21 protein-coding genes are annotated in these 15,700 nt (G+C 71.2%); 13 read left to right on the top strand and 8 right to left on the bottom strand.

The window, feature by feature from the left end; all coding sequences use genetic code 11:
• Nucleotides 1-74 precede the first annotated feature (74 nt).
• From ACTFTM_RS16725 to ACTFTM_RS16715, 3 genes are all read left to right on the top strand, one after another.
• Nucleotides 75-662 carry a hypothetical protein gene (locus ACTFTM_RS16725; protein WP_449561402.1) on the top strand — a complete coding sequence of 196 codons (588 nt, stop codon included), beginning with the start codon at nt 75-77 and terminating at the stop codon, nt 660-662.
• Between the two features lie 24 nt (nt 663-686).
• Nucleotides 687-1,292 carry a hypothetical protein gene (locus tag ACTFTM_RS16720; RefSeq protein ID WP_449561401.1) on the top strand — a complete coding sequence of 202 codons (606 nt, stop codon included), beginning with the start codon at nt 687-689 and terminating at the stop codon, nt 1,290-1,292.
• 252 nt (nt 1,293-1,544) lie between these two features.
• Entirely contained in the window at nt 1,545-2,492 is a 948-nt protein-coding gene (locus tag ACTFTM_RS16715) for a tyrosine-type recombinase/integrase (protein WP_449561400.1), read from the top strand.
• 232 nt (nt 2,493-2,724) lie between these two features.
• On the opposite strand, the gene ACTFTM_RS16710 is transcribed toward ACTFTM_RS16715, so the two are convergent.
• The 5 genes from ACTFTM_RS16710 to ACTFTM_RS16690 all read right to left on the bottom strand — a co-directional run bounded on the left by ACTFTM_RS16710 (nt 2,725) and on the right by ACTFTM_RS16690 (nt 5,850).
• The gene (locus tag ACTFTM_RS16710; protein WP_449561399.1) at nt 2,725-3,420 is read right to left on the bottom strand and encodes a hypothetical protein; all 696 of its coding nucleotides are present in this window, start codon (nt 3,418-3,420) and stop codon (nt 2,725-2,727) included.
• A complete protein-coding gene (locus ACTFTM_RS16705; protein ID WP_449561398.1) occupies nt 3,417-3,911 on the bottom strand; it encodes a sigma-70 family RNA polymerase sigma factor in 495 nt (164 codons plus the stop codon). The genes ACTFTM_RS16710 and ACTFTM_RS16705 overlap by 4 nt, the downstream gene beginning before the upstream one ends.
• A gap of 89 nt (nt 3,912-4,000) precedes the next feature.
• Complete coding sequence (locus ACTFTM_RS16700; protein WP_449561397.1) at nt 4,001-4,462, bottom strand: HNH endonuclease; 462 nt, start codon at nt 4,460-4,462, stop codon at nt 4,001-4,003.
• 22 nt (nt 4,463-4,484) lie between these two features.
• Nucleotides 4,485-5,063 carry a nucleotidyltransferase family protein gene (locus ACTFTM_RS16695; protein WP_449561396.1) on the bottom strand — a complete coding sequence of 193 codons (579 nt, stop codon included), beginning with the start codon at nt 5,061-5,063 and terminating at the stop codon, nt 4,485-4,487.
• A 52-nt stretch (nt 5,064-5,115) separates the two neighbouring features.
• Complete coding sequence (locus ACTFTM_RS16690) at nt 5,116-5,850, bottom strand: SDR family oxidoreductase (protein ID WP_449561395.1); 735 nt, start codon at nt 5,848-5,850, stop codon at nt 5,116-5,118.
• A 140-nt stretch (nt 5,851-5,990) separates the two neighbouring features.
• Between ACTFTM_RS16690 and ACTFTM_RS16685 the strand changes: the two genes are divergently transcribed.
• Nucleotides 5,991-6,476, top strand: coding sequence for an RrF2 family transcriptional regulator (locus tag ACTFTM_RS16685; RefSeq protein ID WP_449561394.1), 486 nt, complete (start codon nt 5,991-5,993; stop codon nt 6,474-6,476).
• A gap of 24 nt (nt 6,477-6,500) precedes the next feature.
• On the opposite strand, the gene ACTFTM_RS16680 is transcribed toward ACTFTM_RS16685, so the two are convergent.
• Entirely contained in the window at nt 6,501-8,054 is a 1,554-nt protein-coding gene (locus tag ACTFTM_RS16680; protein WP_449561393.1) for a glycosyltransferase family 39 protein, read from the bottom strand.
• A 110-nt stretch (nt 8,055-8,164) separates the two neighbouring features.
• Here ACTFTM_RS16680 and ACTFTM_RS16675 point away from each other — a divergent pair, with 110 nt between their 5' ends.
• The 3 genes from ACTFTM_RS16675 to ACTFTM_RS16665 all read left to right on the top strand — a co-directional run bounded on the left by ACTFTM_RS16675 (nt 8,165) and on the right by ACTFTM_RS16665 (nt 10,477).
• Nucleotides 8,165-9,196, top strand: coding sequence for an aldo/keto reductase (locus ACTFTM_RS16675; RefSeq protein WP_449561392.1), 1,032 nt, complete (start codon nt 8,165-8,167; stop codon nt 9,194-9,196).
• Nucleotides 9,193-9,699, top strand: a complete 507-nt coding sequence (locus ACTFTM_RS16670) for a mycothiol transferase (RefSeq protein ID WP_449561391.1) — start codon at nt 9,193-9,195, stop codon at nt 9,697-9,699. Before ACTFTM_RS16675 ends, ACTFTM_RS16670 begins: the two co-directional genes overlap by 4 nt.
• Nucleotides 9,700-9,841: 142 nt before the next feature.
• Nucleotides 9,842-10,477, top strand: a complete 636-nt coding sequence (locus tag ACTFTM_RS16665; protein ID WP_449561390.1) for a GNAT family N-acetyltransferase — start codon at nt 9,842-9,844, stop codon at nt 10,475-10,477.
• Here ACTFTM_RS16665 and ACTFTM_RS16660 read toward each other — a convergent pair.
• On the bottom strand, nt 10,430-10,693 hold the full coding sequence (locus ACTFTM_RS16660; protein WP_449561389.1) for a flavin reductase: 264 nt from the start codon (nt 10,691-10,693) through the stop codon (nt 10,430-10,432). The two genes, ACTFTM_RS16665 and ACTFTM_RS16660, sit on opposite strands and share 48 nt — an antisense overlap.
• Before the next feature lie 201 nt (nt 10,694-10,894).
• Between ACTFTM_RS16660 and ACTFTM_RS16655 the strand changes: the two genes are divergently transcribed.
• Entirely contained in the window at nt 10,895-11,665 is a 771-nt protein-coding gene (locus tag ACTFTM_RS16655) for a Scr1 family TA system antitoxin-like transcriptional regulator (protein WP_449561388.1), read from the top strand.
• A complete protein-coding gene (locus ACTFTM_RS16650) occupies nt 11,656-11,847 on the top strand; it encodes a DUF397 domain-containing protein (protein WP_449561387.1) in 192 nt (63 codons plus the stop codon). Before ACTFTM_RS16655 ends, ACTFTM_RS16650 begins: the two co-directional genes overlap by 10 nt.
• Nucleotides 11,848-12,086: 239 nt before the next feature.
• On the opposite strand, the gene ACTFTM_RS16645 is transcribed toward ACTFTM_RS16650, so the two are convergent.
• The gene (locus tag ACTFTM_RS16645; RefSeq protein ID WP_449561386.1) at nt 12,087-13,607 is read right to left on the bottom strand and encodes a helix-turn-helix domain-containing protein; all 1,521 of its coding nucleotides are present in this window, start codon (nt 13,605-13,607) and stop codon (nt 12,087-12,089) included.
• Between the two features lie 198 nt (nt 13,608-13,805).
• Between ACTFTM_RS16645 and ACTFTM_RS16640 the strand changes: the two genes are divergently transcribed.
• The 4 genes from ACTFTM_RS16640 (at nt 13,806) to ACTFTM_RS16625 (ending at nt 15,696) form a co-directional block, all read left to right on the top strand.
• Nucleotides 13,806-14,012, top strand: coding sequence for a hypothetical protein (locus tag ACTFTM_RS16640; RefSeq protein ID WP_449561385.1), 207 nt, complete (start codon nt 13,806-13,808; stop codon nt 14,010-14,012).
• Between the two features lie 148 nt (nt 14,013-14,160).
• Nucleotides 14,161-14,691: a DUF2087 domain-containing protein gene (locus ACTFTM_RS16635; RefSeq protein WP_449561384.1), complete on the top strand. Its 531-nt coding sequence runs from the start codon at nt 14,161-14,163 to the stop codon at nt 14,689-14,691.
• Nucleotides 14,688-15,203 (top strand): GNAT family N-acetyltransferase, encoded by a 516-nt coding sequence (locus ACTFTM_RS16630; protein WP_449561383.1) that lies wholly within the window; start codon nt 14,688-14,690, stop codon nt 15,201-15,203. Before ACTFTM_RS16635 ends, ACTFTM_RS16630 begins: the two co-directional genes overlap by 4 nt.
• Nucleotides 15,204-15,270: 67 nt before the next feature.
• Nucleotides 15,271-15,696, top strand: a complete 426-nt coding sequence (locus tag ACTFTM_RS16625) for an Hsp20/alpha crystallin family protein (RefSeq protein WP_449561382.1) — start codon at nt 15,271-15,273, stop codon at nt 15,694-15,696.
• Nucleotides 15,697-15,700: the final 4 nt, after the last annotated feature.

Raw genomic sequence — 15,700 nt, 5'->3', positions numbered from 1 at the left:
GTACCGTCAGCTCCGGAAACGTGAGAGCGGCGGTTGAACGAACACGTCAACGACGACGGGAAGCCGCAAGAGACATGGTGCTGAGACATTCGACGGACACGGCCGCTGCGGCCTGGCTCGCGAGTTCGCGGACTCCGGCGGAGCAGCTGATCACGTTCGGGCCTGCTGACTACGAGGCGTATGCCCGCTTGCGGTACATCCCAGATCCGACATCGCCCGATCAGCGCGAGACCGACGCCGATGTTCCGGCCGACCGCGAATTGTGGGCGCCGCAGGCGCGACGCGCGCTGCACGTCCTCGCACCATTCACGGCAACGCCTGACCAGTGCTTCTTCTGCGTCTGGGAGGGCGTAGCCGGAAGCGCCCTCTCGGCGGCCGAGCGGCAGGGCCCACTGGTGACCGTCCCGCACCGTCGGTACGTTCTCTTCACCGGCAGGCTCGCGGACTACATCGAGGGCCGCGCCGAACCGTTCGACGGGGATTCCGCTCCGGTCCCCGCCTTCGTCTGGCCGGCCGATCGCCGGTGGTGTTTCACCAGTGACGTCGACCCCCACTGGGCAGGGATAGGCGCTGACCAGGCTGCCGTCGACAGGCTGCTGGACACCATCGGCCTCGACGTGGTCCAGGCAATGCCCACCGACCGTTTCCCTGCCTATCGGTAAACCACCAACCACAGGGGAGGCACAGTGAAACGGTACGCAACAAGGACCGTGCGGGTCGCGGTCGCGACGATTGTGGCGGTTGGGGGTGTCAGTCTCGCCGTACCGGCAGCCGCGCAAGCCCGGGTCGACGGTGTTGTCTCCTACGCCGATGCCGTCCCGGGCCTCGCACCTGCGGGCCTCGCAGACCAGGCGCGGTACGTCGACGAGAACGGCCGAGAGATCGATCCCTCGGCGAACAGGAAACACGACGGCGGAAACACGACGGCGGCGATCGGGTGCACTCCCGACACCCTGCCTGACGACCCTCACTGGTCATCTCCGGACGCCTCTGGGCACGGGCAGTGGAACAAGGGCGACTGCACAGGAGCCACCGCTCACGTCACCAACTGCCTCTACGAGTACTACACGGACGGCACATGGCGCCGTAAGGCATGTTCGGGTTCGACGCAGCTCAAGCCCAAGTCGGAGAGTAACAACCGGTCGACCGCGCGCCGAACCTGCGATTCGACAGGCGCCCTGATCTCCTGGCGCAATCAGGTTGACGTGGACGTCGACGGCCAGGTGGATTCGTCAGGCACCGAATACCACCAAGCGAGCGTGTACTGCGTCGTCACCGGAGCAGACCAGTAAGAGCGCAGGTCGGCCTAGCGCCGAGCATCGGAACGGCCCGAGAGCAGCACCACGCTCTCGGGCCGTTCCGATGCAACCACCGAGTCGCGCACGCCGGAAGGTGGGGGTGCCGTTAACTGCCCTGTGACACAGAATTACGTATTCTCTGTCACAGGACCGATGATCAACCCATCTCCACCTGCGAGTCGCCGTCACCGCGGTGAGGGCGACTCGGCCACATTCTGTGTCACATGAGCGAAAGAGGTCGCTGAGGTGTCCGTGATCCCGCTGCCGACCACCCGACGACCGCCGACGCTGGTGGTCGCCGTCGACGCGTTCCTCGAACGGTTCCGCGACGACCCCGGCACCCGCGCCACCTACACCGAGACCCTGCGCCGGCTACGCGAGAGCGCCGGCGATCAGGTGCCGGTCGCCGCACTCACCCCGCAGCTGTACGAGCAGACGATGGCCCGCTGGGACCGGGGGGCCGCGAACACCTGGAACAAGCACCTGTCCGCGCTGACCTCGTTCAGCGCCTACTGCCGCCGCCAGGACTGGCTGACCACCGACCCCGGCCGCCGCCTGGAGCGTCGCAAGGTCACCCGGACCCGGGACAAGGCCATCCCGCGAGCCCGCCTGGAGCGGCTGTTCACCGACGACCGAAACCCGCTACGCGAGCGGGTGCTGTGGCGGATGCTCTACGAGACCTGCGCCCGCGCCCAGGAGATCCTCGGCATGGACGTGGCCGACCTGGACATGGAGTTTCGCCGCGCCCTGGTCGTCGAGAAAGGCGGCGACCGCGCCTACGTGCACTGGGAAACCCCCACCGCCCGCCTACTACCCCGGCTCCTGGCCGGCCGTACCGCCGGGCCGGTCTTCCTAGCCGACCGACGCGCACCAACCGCAGGGAGCCGCGCGCCGGCCCTGAGCGACATCTGCCCCGACACCGGCCGGGGCCGGCTGTCCTACCCGCGCGCCGAGTACCTGTTCAAGCAGGCCACCCAGCTTCACGACCCCCACGGCACCGGGCACACCCTCCACCAACTACGCCACTCCGGGTTAACCCACCTCGCGGCCAAAGGACGTAGCGCCGCCGAGTTGCAGGCCAAGTCCCGCCACCGACACCTGGCCACCCTCGGCATCTACGTCCGGCTCGGCGAGGAGACCTCCGCCCGCATCACCGCCGAGAACGACGAGCACCACCGACGGCACCGACGCTGACCCTCGCATCCCACGTACCGGGATCATGGAAAGCGGCGAAGTGCCCCCGCCCGATTCACCACGTCGGAACAGCCGTCCCTGGTGTAGCCCTAGATCAACTGCTTAGCGTTGTTTTTGGTCTGGAAACTACGGACGGGCCGTCCAGGCGCACCGGGCGGTAGCCGTCGGCGGCCAGCTGGGCGAGTTCGCCGTCGATGTCGACCGAGTGGGTGCCGTTCTGATCGGTGACCGTTCACTTGGTCGCGGTGGCCCATTCGGTCGCCCGCGAGGGGCTGTAGTACCGGGTGAAGCCACAGCCCCACGCGATCGGGTCGGCGAGCGCCGCGCCGCCCCAGCGGGGCATGCCGGACACGAGCAACCGGGTGCCGACCTGATAGGTGGGGCCGTGCTCGGACGTGGGATCGCCCGTCCCGGGCCCGCCGTCGGGTGGCGACATGTCCACCACGGCGGTGCCGCCGGAGCCACCCTTGAACCAGGCATGGACCTGGAACGTCACCGACCGCAGGTCCAGGGGAGGATGCGCGCCGCGCCCGGTGCGGGCCGGTCCGATGCCGGTAACGGTGCCGTCGAAGGCGAAGGCCTGCTCGGCGAGCGTCTCCGGTGCGTACGGCTTGACGCACTGCGCCGCGCCGAAGGCGAGCGGATCTCCGGGCTCAACCCCGGCCGGCAGGTCGGCCGCCGACGTCGAAGCGGCAGGTGTGACCGGGGAGGTGACCGAGGGCTGTGCCTGCGGCGTCGCGGCCGGCCGGTTGACGCCGTACACGCCCGTCGCGACGATCAGCGCGCTCGTGGCCCCCGCGACCAGCAGGGTCCGGCGCCTGCGGTGGACCTGGCGCACCGCCGCTGCGGCCACGGCCCGCTCGTCGGGGGCGTGGGCGGCATCGGCGGCGAACAACTCGCGCAGCTCGCGCTCGGTCGACTGGTTCATCGGGTCTCCCTTCGTGCGTCGACGGCCGCGGGCCCGCGCAGGCTCGCCAGGGCACGCGAGGCGGTGGCCCGCACCGAACTCTCGGTGACCCCCATGGCGGCGGCGATCGCCGCGTCATCCAGGTCGGCGTAGTACCGCAGGACGAGCACTGTGCGAGCGCGCGGCGCGAGGCTGCTCAACAGCACCCGCATCTGGTCCCGGGCCGCGACCGCCTCGGCCGGATCGCTCACCGTGGCGCCGGTCTCCTGGCGCAGGTCGGCGGGCCGCTCCGTCGTCCAGCGCCGGCGACGCCAGCTCAGGTGCGCGTTCACCAGCATGCGGCGTACGTAAGCCTCGGGGTCTGCCGCCGCGCGCACCCGCCTCCAGTGCCGGTACGCGTCGGCCAGCACGGTCTGGGCGAGATCCTCCGCCACCTGCCGGTCGCCGCTCAGGACGAACGCCAGGCGCACCAACGACCGGCCGTACCCCGCCACGAAATCCTCGAACGACACGCTCGCTCCCGTCAGTGCTCCTCACTGAAGAGACGCATCCGCCGCCGCCGCACGCTGTAACCCCGACGCGCAAATCTTCGGACGGGTTCCTAGCTGTGCCCGTACGCCTGCCGGGCCTCGGCCACCTCGGCGGCCTGGCGCTGTCGCCACCGACGCTGCGCGTCCCGGTTGCAGGCGCGGCAGACCCGGCGGTACGTGCCGGTGGCCGGGTCGATCTCCCGGTCGTGGCCGTTGCGGCAGCGCGGGTGGCGTTCGCGCGAGCGACAGATCTCCGCGCGCGTCACCTGGCGCAGGTGGGTGGGTTCGATGCAGTCGGCGACGCCGCAGACGTGGTCGACCTCCAGGTCGGGGTCGTAGCCGCCGACGAAGACGGCGTACGCGGCGATGTGCGCCCAGGCGCGCCCGGCGACCTTCTGGTGGACGCCACGCCGAGAGCCGTAGCCGGTGACGATGAGACAACCGGTCTCGACTCGGGCAGAACGAGCGAGCAGGTACTCCCGCAGGCTGTCGGGGGTGAAGTGGCGGGACAGCCCGTGAACGCCGGAGAGCATGGGCGCAGCCTACGACGGTCTTCTACCGGGGCAGTTCGGCTGCCTGCTCGGGTAGGTCCACGTCGGTGTCGTCGGCGACGTCGGCGCAGTCCACCAGCCGCACGGCCGGACCGTGGGTGCGCAGGTAGTCGCGCGCGCCCCGGTCGCCGGTCGCCGCCTCGGCGACGCCCGGCCAGTGGTCGCGCCCGAGCAGCACCGGGTGTCCGCGTCGACCGTCCGCATAGGTCGCCATGACAAGGGCGCTGGCGGTGGCGTCGCGGGCGACGCGCCGTACCGCCTCGGGGGTCAGGTCGGGCTGGTCGACCAGGGTGACCACGACGGCGGCGGCCGGGCTGGACGTCAGGGCGTCCAGCCCGGCCCGCAGCGACGAGCCCATGCCCGACGCCCAGTCGGCGTTGACCACCACGTCGGGCAGCCGGGTACGGGCGCGGACCTCGTCGGCCCGCGCGCCGAGCACCACCACGACCGGCTGGCAACCGGCGGCGGTGAGGATCTCGGCGGCGTGCTCCACGAGAAGGCGGCCCCGGTACGGCAGCAGGGCCTTGGGTTGACCGAGCCGGCGACCCGCGCCGGCCGCCAGGAGCAGACCGCCCGTGACCATGGCCCGAGCGTAGACCCGATGACCGGGTGCGCGCGCCGCCTCCCACCGCAGGTCAGCGCGCCAGCCACTCCCGGTAGGAGGTGGGGGCGAGGACGGCGTCCTCCTTGCCGATGAGCACGTCACCGGGGACCGCCGCGAACATGCCGGCGGTGTCGTCGGTGGTGACGGTGCGCTGGTCGCCGTGTGCGGCGAGGGTGATCCGGCCCAGCTCGTCGAGTGCGAACACGTCGGGGCCGGCGACGTTGCGGATGCCCTGAAGCGGCGCGCCCACGCTCACGTCGGCGACGGCCTGGGCGACGTCGGCCGCGGCCATCGGCTGTACGGGGGTGCTCGGCAGGCGTACGCCGGACTCGTCGGCGGTCCAGGAGATGACGGCGTCGATGAACTCGAAGAACTGGGTGGCGCGGACGATCGAGTAGGGCAGCCCGCTGGCCTTGAGGATGTCCTCCTGGAGGACCTTCGCGCGGTAGTAGGCCAGGTCGGGCACCTGGTCGACGCCGACGATCGACAGGACCACCGCGTGTCCGACGCCGGCCTGCTCGGCGGCGGCCAGGAGGTTGTCCATGGTCGTCTGGAAGAAGGCGGGGGAGTCCTCGTCGAAGGTCGGCGAGTTGGTGAGGTTGACGACGACCTCGGCGTCCGTGAGCGCCTCGGTCAGGCCCTGCCCGGTGAGGAGGTCGACTCCGGTCGACTGCGAGTGCCCGAACGCGTCGTGCCCGGCGGTGCGCAGGATCTGCACGACCTGGGAGCCGATCAGGCCCGTCCCGCCCATCACAGCGATCTTCATGTCCGTTCCACCTTCCCTGTGGGATTTTGTCCCGTTCGTCGCGGCATCCTTGCCGGAGCCGCCAAACTCGGACCTCTTATGTCCGAGAACTATACTCGGATAACGAGGGTCCGAGTATCAGGGGTGGCTAGGGTGAGGCGATGAAGATGTCCGGCGGGGTCGAGTGGGCGCTGCACTGCTGCGTCGTGCTCACCACCAGCAGCAGGCCGGTCCCGGCCGCCCGGCTCGCGGAGCTGCACGACGTCTCCGGCAGTTACCTCGCCAAGCAGCTTCAGTCGCTGGCCCGCGCGGGGCTCATCCACTCGGTGCAGGGCAAATCCGGCGGCTACGCGCTGACCCGGGCGCCCGAGACGATCAGCGTGCTGGACGTCGTCCACGCCGTCGACGGGCCGGGCCCCGCCTTCGTGTGCACCGAGATCCGCCAGCGCGGCCCGCTGGCCACCCCGCCCAGCGAGTGCACCGGCGCGTGCCCGATCGCCCGCGCCATGTGGGCCGCCGAGACGGCGTGGCGCGACGCCCTCGCTGGCATCACGATCGCCGACCTCGCCCGCGACGTGGACGTCGACTCCGGCCCCGAGGCCCTGGCCACCGTCCGTGCCTGGCTCACCGGCGACCCCACCGGCTGACCGGCCCAGCCGGCGCAGCCAGGGTCAGCCGGTGCGTCGTACCTCGGTGTCCCAGATCTCGGCCCACGGACGTCGCAGCCCCCGGCACACGTAGATCGGGCCGCCGTTCTCGTCGTTGGCCACCTCGACCCGCTGGTCCACCCGCCCGGCCAGCTCGCAGCGCGTGAACCAACCGTTGAGCGCGTCGGGGCGCTCCCAACCGACCGCGATCACCACGTCCGCGTCGGCGGGCGGCCGACCGAAGTCGACCATGCTGTTGTGACCGGAGTACGCCCGGGGCAGCCCTCGGGCCGGTCCGTAGCGCGCGACCGCCCCGGCCTCGCCGTAGTTGCCGGTGAGGACGACCGTCCGCGCGCGGTCCGACTCCGGCAGGCCACGGTGGACGGCGGCGAGCGAGTCGGCGAACGCCGGCCAACCGATGGTCTCCCCGGCGTCGTAGTTGACGTCGACCACGAACGCGGGCAGCCGGTCGGCCGGCAGCACCGGCAGCAGCAGCACGAAGCTGGGCAGCAGGAACGGCACCGCGCCGACCGCGAGCACCGCCCGCCGCAGCCACGCCGCGCCACGCGACGCCCAGGCGGCGGTCACCACCGCGCCCGCCGCGACGAGCACCAACAGCAGGGGAGCGTCGTAGTAGCCCTTGCCGCCGGCCACCAGCACCACGCCGAACACGACAACCCAGGCCCAACCGACCGCACGGTACGGCCGCCACGCCGGCCGTCGCAGCAACGCGACGAGACCGGCGATCCAGATCGGTACGGCGTACGGGCTGATGATGAGGAACTGGAGGGTGAACGCGTCGAGCCGGCCGCTGTAGGAGCTGTCCCCGTCGGAGATGGACGCGGCCACGCCGAGCTGCGGGAAGCCGTGCGCGGCCTGCCAGATCAGGTTCGGCGCGGCCAGCACCAGGGCGATGCCGGCTGCGGCGAGCACCCGACGGTCGCGCAGCAGCCGACGCGGCCCCGCGATCACCACCCCGGCGAGCAGGCCCACGGCCAACAGCGCCGGCAGCAGCTTGTTGAGCATGCCCACGCCGAGCACCAGCCCCAGCACGAGCGCCCACCGGGTGTCGCCGGTGCGCAGCAACCGCACCGCGCACCACGTCACGGCGAGCCAGACCAGCAGGTCGACGGTCGTGGTGCTGAGCAGGTGACCGCCGGCGAGCACGATGCCGGACAGCGCGCCCAGCACCGCCGCGAACATCTGCCCGCCCCGGCCACCACCCAGCTCCCGGGCGATGGCGGCGACCAGCAGGACCGCGCCCCCGGCCAGCAGCGCCGACGGCGTCCGCAGGACCACCAGGTTGCCCGGCGCGATCTCGTCGAGCAGGCGGGCCAGCGCCGGGACCAGCGGACCCTGATCGACGTAACCCCAGTCGAGGTGCCGACCGCAGAGCAGGAAGTACAGCTCGTCGCGGTGATAGCCGTACCGCCCGGCGAGCAGGAGAAGCGTCGCGCTGGTCACGGCGGCCACCAGCCACGGCCCTCGCGTACGCGGACCGGGCTGCGGCAGCTCGGTCGGTGTGGACGACCGGACCGGCGTCCGCGGTCGATCGGTGTCGGTGGCGGGCTCGCTCACCGGTCCATCATCGCCCGTCACGACGCCGCGTGGGTGCCCGCACGGCCTCCGGGTGCAGGTGCTCTGAGCAGGTGCGAAGATCAGCTTTGCGAATCGACCGGGAGGACGACATGCGATACCGCACTCTGGGCGCCACCGGCACGGTGGTGTCGACCCTGTGTCTGGGCACCATGACCTTCGGCGCGGAGACCGACGAGGAGGGCAGCTTCGCGCAGCTCGACCGGTTCGTCGAGGCCGGCGGCACCTTCCTCGACACCGCCGACGTCTACTCCAGGGGAATCTCCGAGGAGATCGTCGGCCGCTGGCTGCGGGCCCGGCCCGACGTGCGGGACCGCCTCGTCATCGCCACCAAGGGCCGCTTCCCGATGGGCCCCGGGGCGAACGACGCCGGCCTGTCCCGGGTGCACCTCACCCGCGCCCTGGACGCGAGCCTGCGGCGGCTCGGCGTCGAGGCCGTCGACCTCTACCAGGCGCACGCGTGGGACCCACTGACGCCGCTGCCCGAGACGCTGCGCTTCTTCGACGACGCGGTACGCGCCGGCAAGATCCGCTACGCGGGGGTCAGCAACTTCACCGGCTGGCAGTTGCAGAAGGCCGCGCTGCTCACCCAGCACCTCAACCTCACCCCGATCGTGACGCTGCAACCGCAGTACAACCTGCTGGCCCGGGAGATCGAGTTCGAGCTGGTGCCGGTCTGCGAGAACGAGGGCATCGGCATCCTGCCGTGGTCACCGCTGGGCGGAGGCTGGCTGACCGGCAAGTACCGGCGTGACACCACGCCCACCGGCGCGACCCGGCTCGGGGAGAACCCGCAGCGCGGCGTCGAGGCGTACGCCGGTCGTAACGCACAGGAGCGCACCTGGCAGGTGCTCGACGCGGTCGGTCAGGTCGCGCAGGACCTCGGCGCGTCCATGTCGGCGGTGTCGCTGGCGTGGCTGGCGGCCCGACCGGCGGTCACCTCGGTGATCCTCGGCGCGCGCACCACCGAGCAGCTCGACGACAACCTGACCGCCGCCGACCTCGTCCTGAGCGACGAGCAGATGCGGCTGCTGGACGAGGCGAGCGCGCCCCCGGTGGGCGACTACCCGTACGGCGGGGCCGGGGTCCGTCAGCGCGGCCGTGACCTGCCGAGCGGGTCATGATCCCCTTCCCCGAGCCGACCGCGCCGGCGGGCGACCGCACCGAGGTCTTCCTGCGCTACCTGGACTACTTCCGCGAGTCGGTGGTGGCCAAGGTGTCGGCGTTGGACGAGTCGGAGCTGCGCGGCAGCCGGCTGCCGTCCGGGTGGACCCCCCTGGAGCTGCTCACCCACCTGCGCCACGTCGAGCTGCGCTGGATCGAGTGGGGCTTCGAAGGCTCGGACGTCGCCGAGCCATGGGGAGACCGTCGGGACGACCGCTGGTACGTCGCTCCCGACGAGACCCGCGACGACCTTGTCGCGGCGCTGCGGGCGCAGGGCGCGCACACGTCCGCCGTGGTGGCCGCGCACGACCTGACCGAGATCGGTGCGCCGGGCCCGCGCTGGGACGGCGCGGACCCGGCGTCGCTGGAGCGGGTGCTGTTCCACCTGGTGCAGGAGTACGCCCGTCACCTCGGCCACCTCGACGTGGTCACCGAGCTGGCGGGCGGCCCGACCGGGGAGTGAGGCCGGCCGCAGTTCCTGCGGCGGGCGATGATCGCGCTCGAACATGGATGTAGTGGCCTCCTCGCTCAAGGGAGGCCACTACATCATGGATCGAGCGCGATCATCAGGAGGCGAGCGAGGCAGCCGGCCCGATAATGGGCCGATGCCGCTGCTCGTCACCCCCGCCCTGCCTGCCGGAAGTCTCGCCGCCCAGGAGCAACCCCACCTTGAGGTACGCCCCGGGCTGGCGCTGCGGCCGTGGCGTGACGACGACGCCCCGGCCGTACGCGCCGCCTTCGACTGCCCGGCGATCCAGCGGTGGCACGTGCTCCGGCTCGCCGACGACGCCGAGGCCAGGGCGTGGACGGCACAGTGGACCGGCCGGTGGCGGGCCGAGAACGCGGTGAGCTGGGCGATCGTCGAGGATGACGACCGGCCGGTCGGTCAGACCGGGTTGCGGGACGTGTCGCTGACCGACGCGTCGGCGCAGGTGTCGTACTGGTTGCTGCCCGCCGCGCGTGGTCGGGGCATCGCCAGCGAGGCGCTGGGGGCGCTGACGCGGTGGAGCTTCACACGGGCGGGCCTGCACCGGTTGGAGCTGAACCACTCGACGGCCAACGCGGCGTCGTGCCGGGTCGCCACGCGGGGCGGCTTCGGCGTCGAGGGTGTGGCGCGTCAGTCGATGCGGCACGCGGACGGCTGGCACGACATGCACCAGCACGCACGACTGCGCACCGACGGACCGACCTGCTCAGCGGGGCTGCGCCCAGTCGACGAAACGCGAGGTCAGGTCGGGTAGCGCCACGTCGGGGTTGAGCGCGGCGAGATCGGCCTCGGCCTCCTTCTGGACCGCCGCCAGATGCGTCAACAGCCCCGGACGGTCCTCGCGGTACCGACCGAGCAGGCGCAGCTTCGCGGTGGAACACGGCCAGAGGATGCCGCAGACCGGGCACCGCCACGACGGGCGCAACGGGGAGTGCGTCGGCTTTCTGGCCGATCCTTCGGTGTGGGGCATGCGGGTACCTCCCGGGTCGGCTTGGTGGAGGCGGGGTCCGCGTCCGGTCGCGGACGCGGACCCCGCTGCGAACGCGTCCGCCGGGTTCGGGTCCCTGCCGGCCGCGCCGTCGATACCCCACTTTGCCGGCAGTCTCTGGACAACCACACAGCGTTACGTAATCTCCTTGGCGCAGCCCATTTGCTCCCACGGAGGAACGGCATGAACCACGCCTTTGTCGCCGCGCTCGCCGAGGCCGGCCACACGGCCGAGAGCCTCGCCGACCGGATCGGTGTGCACCCGAAAACCGTCGCCCGCTGGGCGAACCCGGGCAACGTTCCCCAGAGCCGACACCGCGCGACCGTCGCCGAACTGCTGGCCCGCGACGCCGAGGCACTGTGGCCGGACGCCCTGCGTCGTCGGGAGCCGGTGTGGTTCCGACCGTGGGTCGACATCGAACGCGAGGCGGTGACCCTGCGGTCGTTCGAGTTGACGTGGGTGCCGGGGCTGCTCCAGACCGAGGCTTACGCGCGGGCGACCCTGGCCGGCGGGGTCCTCACGGCGGACGCGGTCGACGAGTTCACCGAGGCGCGGATGAATCGGCAGTCGATCATCGAGCGGGACACCGAGGGGCCACTGCTCATCGCCCTGCTGGACGAGGGGGTGCTGCGCCGCCGGGTCGGCGACGACCGGGCGCTGATGGCGGCGCAGCTCACGCGCCTGCTCGGCTACGTCGAGACGGACACCGTCCAACTCCAGATCGTTCCGGCGGACGCGCCCAGCTACCCCGGGCTCGACGGGCCGTTCACCATCGCCGATCTCCCTGACGGCTCGCGCCTCGCGCACGTCGACAGCGCCGCGCAGGCGCAGATCCTCGATCGGCCTTCGGAGCTTGTTAGCCTGGAGCGGCGGTGGGAGCGGATTCGCGGCGAGGCGCTGCCCCGGGGACGTTCCCTGGACCTTCTCAGAGAAGCGGCGGGATCATGGACATGACCGGGGCGCGGTGGCGCACGAGCACGAGAAGCGGTGGCAACGGCGGCAACTGCGTCGAGGTCGCCGACAACCTTCCGGGCGTGGTGCTCGTGCGTGACTCGAAGGACCGTGACGGCGCGACGCTGGTCTTCGGCCCGGACGCCTGGCGCGGCTTCGTCGCCATGGCCCGCGCCACCGGCTGACCGTCCACCCCGGTCGCTGCTTTCGGCGCTGGCGGCGGCCGTCTCGGACGGAGACGGATCAACCCAACCTGGTCAGCGCACGCCGACGGGTTCGGCCGGTTGCGGTTCGCGGGCCGACGACGGTCAGGGGTACGGGCGTACCGAACGCGTCGGCGGCGTCAGCGCGTAGCCCGGCCGCAGCCGGTCACGCTTTCGCCAATGCGCACTCCAGCGCCGTCACGTCCTCGCGGTCGCCCTACTTAGGCCGGTGTGTCCGCGTTCGCCGCCAAGCCCACGCGGCGCAGTCGGATCACCTCGCCCAGCTCGCTCAGTACCCGATGGTCTCGTCCGATGCCGGCGCAGCGTGACCGGATCTCATCGGCCTCCGCGACGACCGCGCCGATGCCGGTGTCGACCGGCAGGTCCAGGAGTGTCCCCGTCGTTGTCCTACACGCCTCAATCAGCTCGCCGCGACGTATCAGCGACACCGCACCGTCAAGCGCGATGTGGGCCCGGTCGACGACGTCATGTGACGGATACTGCGCCAGGGCCTGCTGGTGGCAGCGCGCGGTCGCCTCGAACGAGCCGACGCGGGCCAGCACATTGCCTTCGTAGAAGCGGAGCTTGCGCTCGGGAAAGCCGAAGAGCCCTCCGCTTCGTACGTCCCGGGGGATGAGATCAAAATTCCGGTTGGCCTGTTCCATTAGCGTCTGCGCCTCGGCGCCCCGGCCGATCATGGCCAAGGCACGGGCCTCGACAGCAGGCGCCATGGCACCAGCGACGGATGGAAGTCCGCTCGCCAAGTGCCGGGCCGATCGCGCGGCGCGCGCGGCGTCAGCTGGCCCGGCGTAGTAAAGGAGAAGGAGAGCCTCCCGGGTCCGGATCCACGCCCGCAGACCACGGTCCTGGACTTCCTCGGCGGCCAGTTTGCCCACCTGGAACCAGCGGCTCGCCTGCGCGGGTTCGCCCAGGTCGACACAGAGCACGCCGATGAGCCCGGCCAGCTGCGCTGCGACCGTGGTCAGCCGGATTTGACTCTGCAACGACTGGCGGTAGGCGAGAAGCTGTTCAACGTCGTCAAAGTCCAAGATCGCGCTGCCGAGAAGCTGGATCGCCGGCTTGGTGCGATAGGAGTTGCCGTGCAGAGCAGCCTGCTCCTCCCACCAGTCCACGGTCGTCTCGGTGACGCTGCGGTGCTGCAGCGTGTTTGACATGTGTTCCCGAGTCAGGTCGAGCGCCCGCAATGCTGGACCCGCCAACCCGCCACCCGTGATACCCAGCAAGGCCCGCAGGGTCTCCCGCCGCTTCATACGATCACTACTCTCCTCATTGGTGCCAGGCCGTACCATCTCTGCCGCGGTGACACCGGCCTGTAGTACAGAAGCCAGTGCGGGCTGCGGGTCACGTTCTGGACCGACCGGTTCGCTCTCCGGAACCATCGTTCGGTAATCCCTGCCGAAGCCCAACAGGTCCGGCCGGGCCTTGTACAGGCGGCAGAGTGCGTCCATGTAGCGCGGCGATGGCCGCTCCACGCCGGTCTCCCACCGGGACACACGGTGATGTCCCAGCATCGGCGCCGGCTCACCTTCAGCGATGATCAATTGCTGGATCGCTCGCGCGACCTCGTTCAACGTTCTGCCGGAGGCGAGCCGGTGTGCCCGCAACAGACTGATCCCGCACCGGCTGTGGAGCTCGGCGACGATCTGACCGGTCGGCCAGTTTCGCTGCCGGGCGACATCGAGCACCGCCTTGACCGCCGTCCGCTGCTCATGCGCATTCATCAACGACACCTTCCGCCAGTGCACTGATCGTAGGTCGGCCTGCACAAAGAGCGGGCCACTCGCGCCGCAATGTGCGGCTCACGCACACTCCTCGGCGAGAAGGTTCGGATCGACGCACATCGTCGAATGGGCGCGCTTTCGGGGCAGCTGTCGGCCATGTGAGCATCCCACCAGGACGCAACGTCAAGGGGGCCCCCAATGCCGACCGAGCAGACAGTCACCGGCGCCGAGGCAGTAGAGGCACGACAGACGCCGGAAGCCGCAGTTCAGCCGACCGCCGCGGATATCAGCCGATTGCTGCGCCGCGAGCAGATCCTCTTTTTCCTACTGGGCAGCATTCTCGCGGTGCCACTGAACGTTCTCGCGACCTTTCTGTACGTTCTCCTCGATTCCGCGTGCCGATGACTCAAGCCGACAAAGGACTCGTCGATCTCGTCGGGACTGACACCATGTGGATCGTTTCGGCGTACGCGCCGCTGGGCGGCCGGGCCCGGCGGGGCGTACCCCGGAAATTGCCTGGCGGCGCCCGTACCCCGATGCGAGGGTGACCGGCATGACTGCGCACGCTCTGGCCGGGGCCCTGGCCGACGACGGACGGCGACGGATCTTCGCGGCGGTCGCGTTGGGATCGACAAGCGTGCCCGAGGTCGTGCAGCGCTCCGGCTTGGCCGCGCGGGTCGTGCTCACCGGGCTGCGCCGGCTCGCCGACGCGGGCCTCATCACCGGCGGTGACGGCGCGCTCGCGGTCGACGAGGCGTTCCTGCGGGCGGCGGCGCGCGACAGCCGCCCGACCGACGACGCCGGGTCGGCCGACGATCCCGTGCTGCGCACCTTCCTGCGCGGGAACGTCCTGGTCGGCATGCCGGCGCAGCGCGGACGGCGGCGAGCGCTGCTGGCGCACATCGCGCAACGGTCGTTCGAGACGGGCACCCGCTATCCGGAGCGGGCCGTCGACGACGCGCTCAAGCCGTGGTGCGCCGGCGGCGCGTCGGACCACGCCACCCTGCGCCGCTACCTGGTGGACGAGCGGTTGCTCACCCGCGAGCAGGGCATCTACCAGCGGACCGCCGAGGACCACGCGTGACCACGGCCGTCCGGCCGCAGTGGGTGATCGACGCCGTCCGTCCCGACCATCCGGACGCGACACTTCTGTTGCGCGAGTACATGACGGAGATGGTGGTGCGCTACCACCGCCGCCCGGCCCGACCCGGCGAGGTCGACGCCGCGCTGGCCGAGATGCCCAGCGACGACCTGGCGTACCCGACCGGTGTGCTCCTGCTCGCGCACCGCGGCGCGGATCTGGCCGGCTGTGCCGGGCTGCGGTGGCGGCCCGATTTCGCCGAGCTGACGCGGGTGTTCGTCCGGCCCGCGCATCGCGGCACGGGGGGAGGGGCCGCCCTGCTGGCCGCCGTCGAGGCGCGCGCCCTGGCGGCTGGCGCGGACCGGATCCGCCTGGACACCCGCGCCGACCTGGTCGAGGCCCGTGCGCTGTACGCCCGGCACGGCTACGCCGAGATCCCCGCGTACTCGCAGGGCCCGTACGCGGAGCACTGGTTCGAGAAGGAGTTGACGGCCGGCTCGGAAGGCGCTAAATAAGAAGAGGAAGTTGAGTCACCTCGACTCAACCATCACCTTCGGCCAGGAGAACCGAGGAGGCATGACCATGTTGATGCGTACCGACCCGTTCCGCGAGGTGGACCGGCTCGCCGAGCAGTTCTTCGGTACGGCGGCCCGTCCGGCGACGATGCAGCTCGACGCGTACCGCGACGGAGACTACTTCTACGCCGCGTTCGACCTGCCCGGCGTCGACCCCGACACCATCGACTGCACTGTCGAGCGCAACGTCCTCACCGTTCGTGCCGAGCGCCGTCGACCCGCCGGCGACGGTATCGAGCTGGTCGCCGCCGAACGCCCGATGGGCACCTTCACCCGGCGACTGTTCCTCGGCGACACCCTCGACACCGACAAGCTGGAGGCGGGCTACGAGCACGGGGTGCTGACGCTGCGCATCCCCGTCGCCGAGCGGGCCAAGCCCCGCCGGGTCACCATCACCGCCAACGGCAACGGCCGACGGCAGATCAACGCCTGAACCG

The organism is Micromonospora sp. RB23, assembly GCF_053585025.1.
Note: the sequence above shows the minus strand (reverse complement) of the source record. Positions and strands in the feature narration are given on the sequence as shown.

Coding starts and splice junctions, on each gene's coding strand:
- ACTFTM_RS16725 (WP_449561402.1), top strand. CDS start 75: ATGGTGCTGAGACATTCGACGGACACGGCCGCTGCGGCCTGGCTCGCG.
- ACTFTM_RS16710 (WP_449561399.1), bottom strand. CDS start 3,420: ATGAACCAGTCGACCGAGCGCGAGCTGCGCGAGTTGTTCGCCGCCGAT.
- ACTFTM_RS16700 (WP_449561397.1), bottom strand. CDS start 4,462: ATGCTCTCCGGCGTTCACGGGCTGTCCCGCCACTTCACCCCCGACAGC.
- ACTFTM_RS16695 (WP_449561396.1), bottom strand. CDS start 5,063: ATGGTCACGGGCGGTCTGCTCCTGGCGGCCGGCGCGGGTCGCCGGCTC.
- ACTFTM_RS16690 (WP_449561395.1), bottom strand. CDS start 5,850: ATGAAGATCGCTGTGATGGGCGGGACGGGCCTGATCGGCTCCCAGGTC.
- ACTFTM_RS16685 (WP_449561394.1), top strand. CDS start 5,991: ATGAAGATGTCCGGCGGGGTCGAGTGGGCGCTGCACTGCTGCGTCGTG.
- ACTFTM_RS16675 (WP_449561392.1), top strand. CDS start 8,165: ATGCGATACCGCACTCTGGGCGCCACCGGCACGGTGGTGTCGACCCTG.
- ACTFTM_RS16670 (WP_449561391.1), top strand. CDS start 9,193: ATGATCCCCTTCCCCGAGCCGACCGCGCCGGCGGGCGACCGCACCGAG.
- ACTFTM_RS16665 (WP_449561390.1), top strand. CDS start 9,842: ATGCCGCTGCTCGTCACCCCCGCCCTGCCTGCCGGAAGTCTCGCCGCC.
- ACTFTM_RS16660 (WP_449561389.1), bottom strand. CDS start 10,693: ATGCCCCACACCGAAGGATCGGCCAGAAAGCCGACGCACTCCCCGTTG.
- ACTFTM_RS16655 (WP_449561388.1), top strand. CDS start 10,895: ATGAACCACGCCTTTGTCGCCGCGCTCGCCGAGGCCGGCCACACGGCC.
- ACTFTM_RS16650 (WP_449561387.1), top strand. CDS start 11,656: ATGGACATGACCGGGGCGCGGTGGCGCACGAGCACGAGAAGCGGTGGC.
- ACTFTM_RS16645 (WP_449561386.1), bottom strand. CDS start 13,607: ATGAATGCGCATGAGCAGCGGACGGCGGTCAAGGCGGTGCTCGATGTC.
- ACTFTM_RS16640 (WP_449561385.1), top strand. CDS start 13,806: ATGCCGACCGAGCAGACAGTCACCGGCGCCGAGGCAGTAGAGGCACGA.
- ACTFTM_RS16635 (WP_449561384.1), top strand. CDS start 14,161: ATGACTGCGCACGCTCTGGCCGGGGCCCTGGCCGACGACGGACGGCGA.
- ACTFTM_RS16625 (WP_449561382.1), top strand. CDS start 15,271: ATGTTGATGCGTACCGACCCGTTCCGCGAGGTGGACCGGCTCGCCGAG.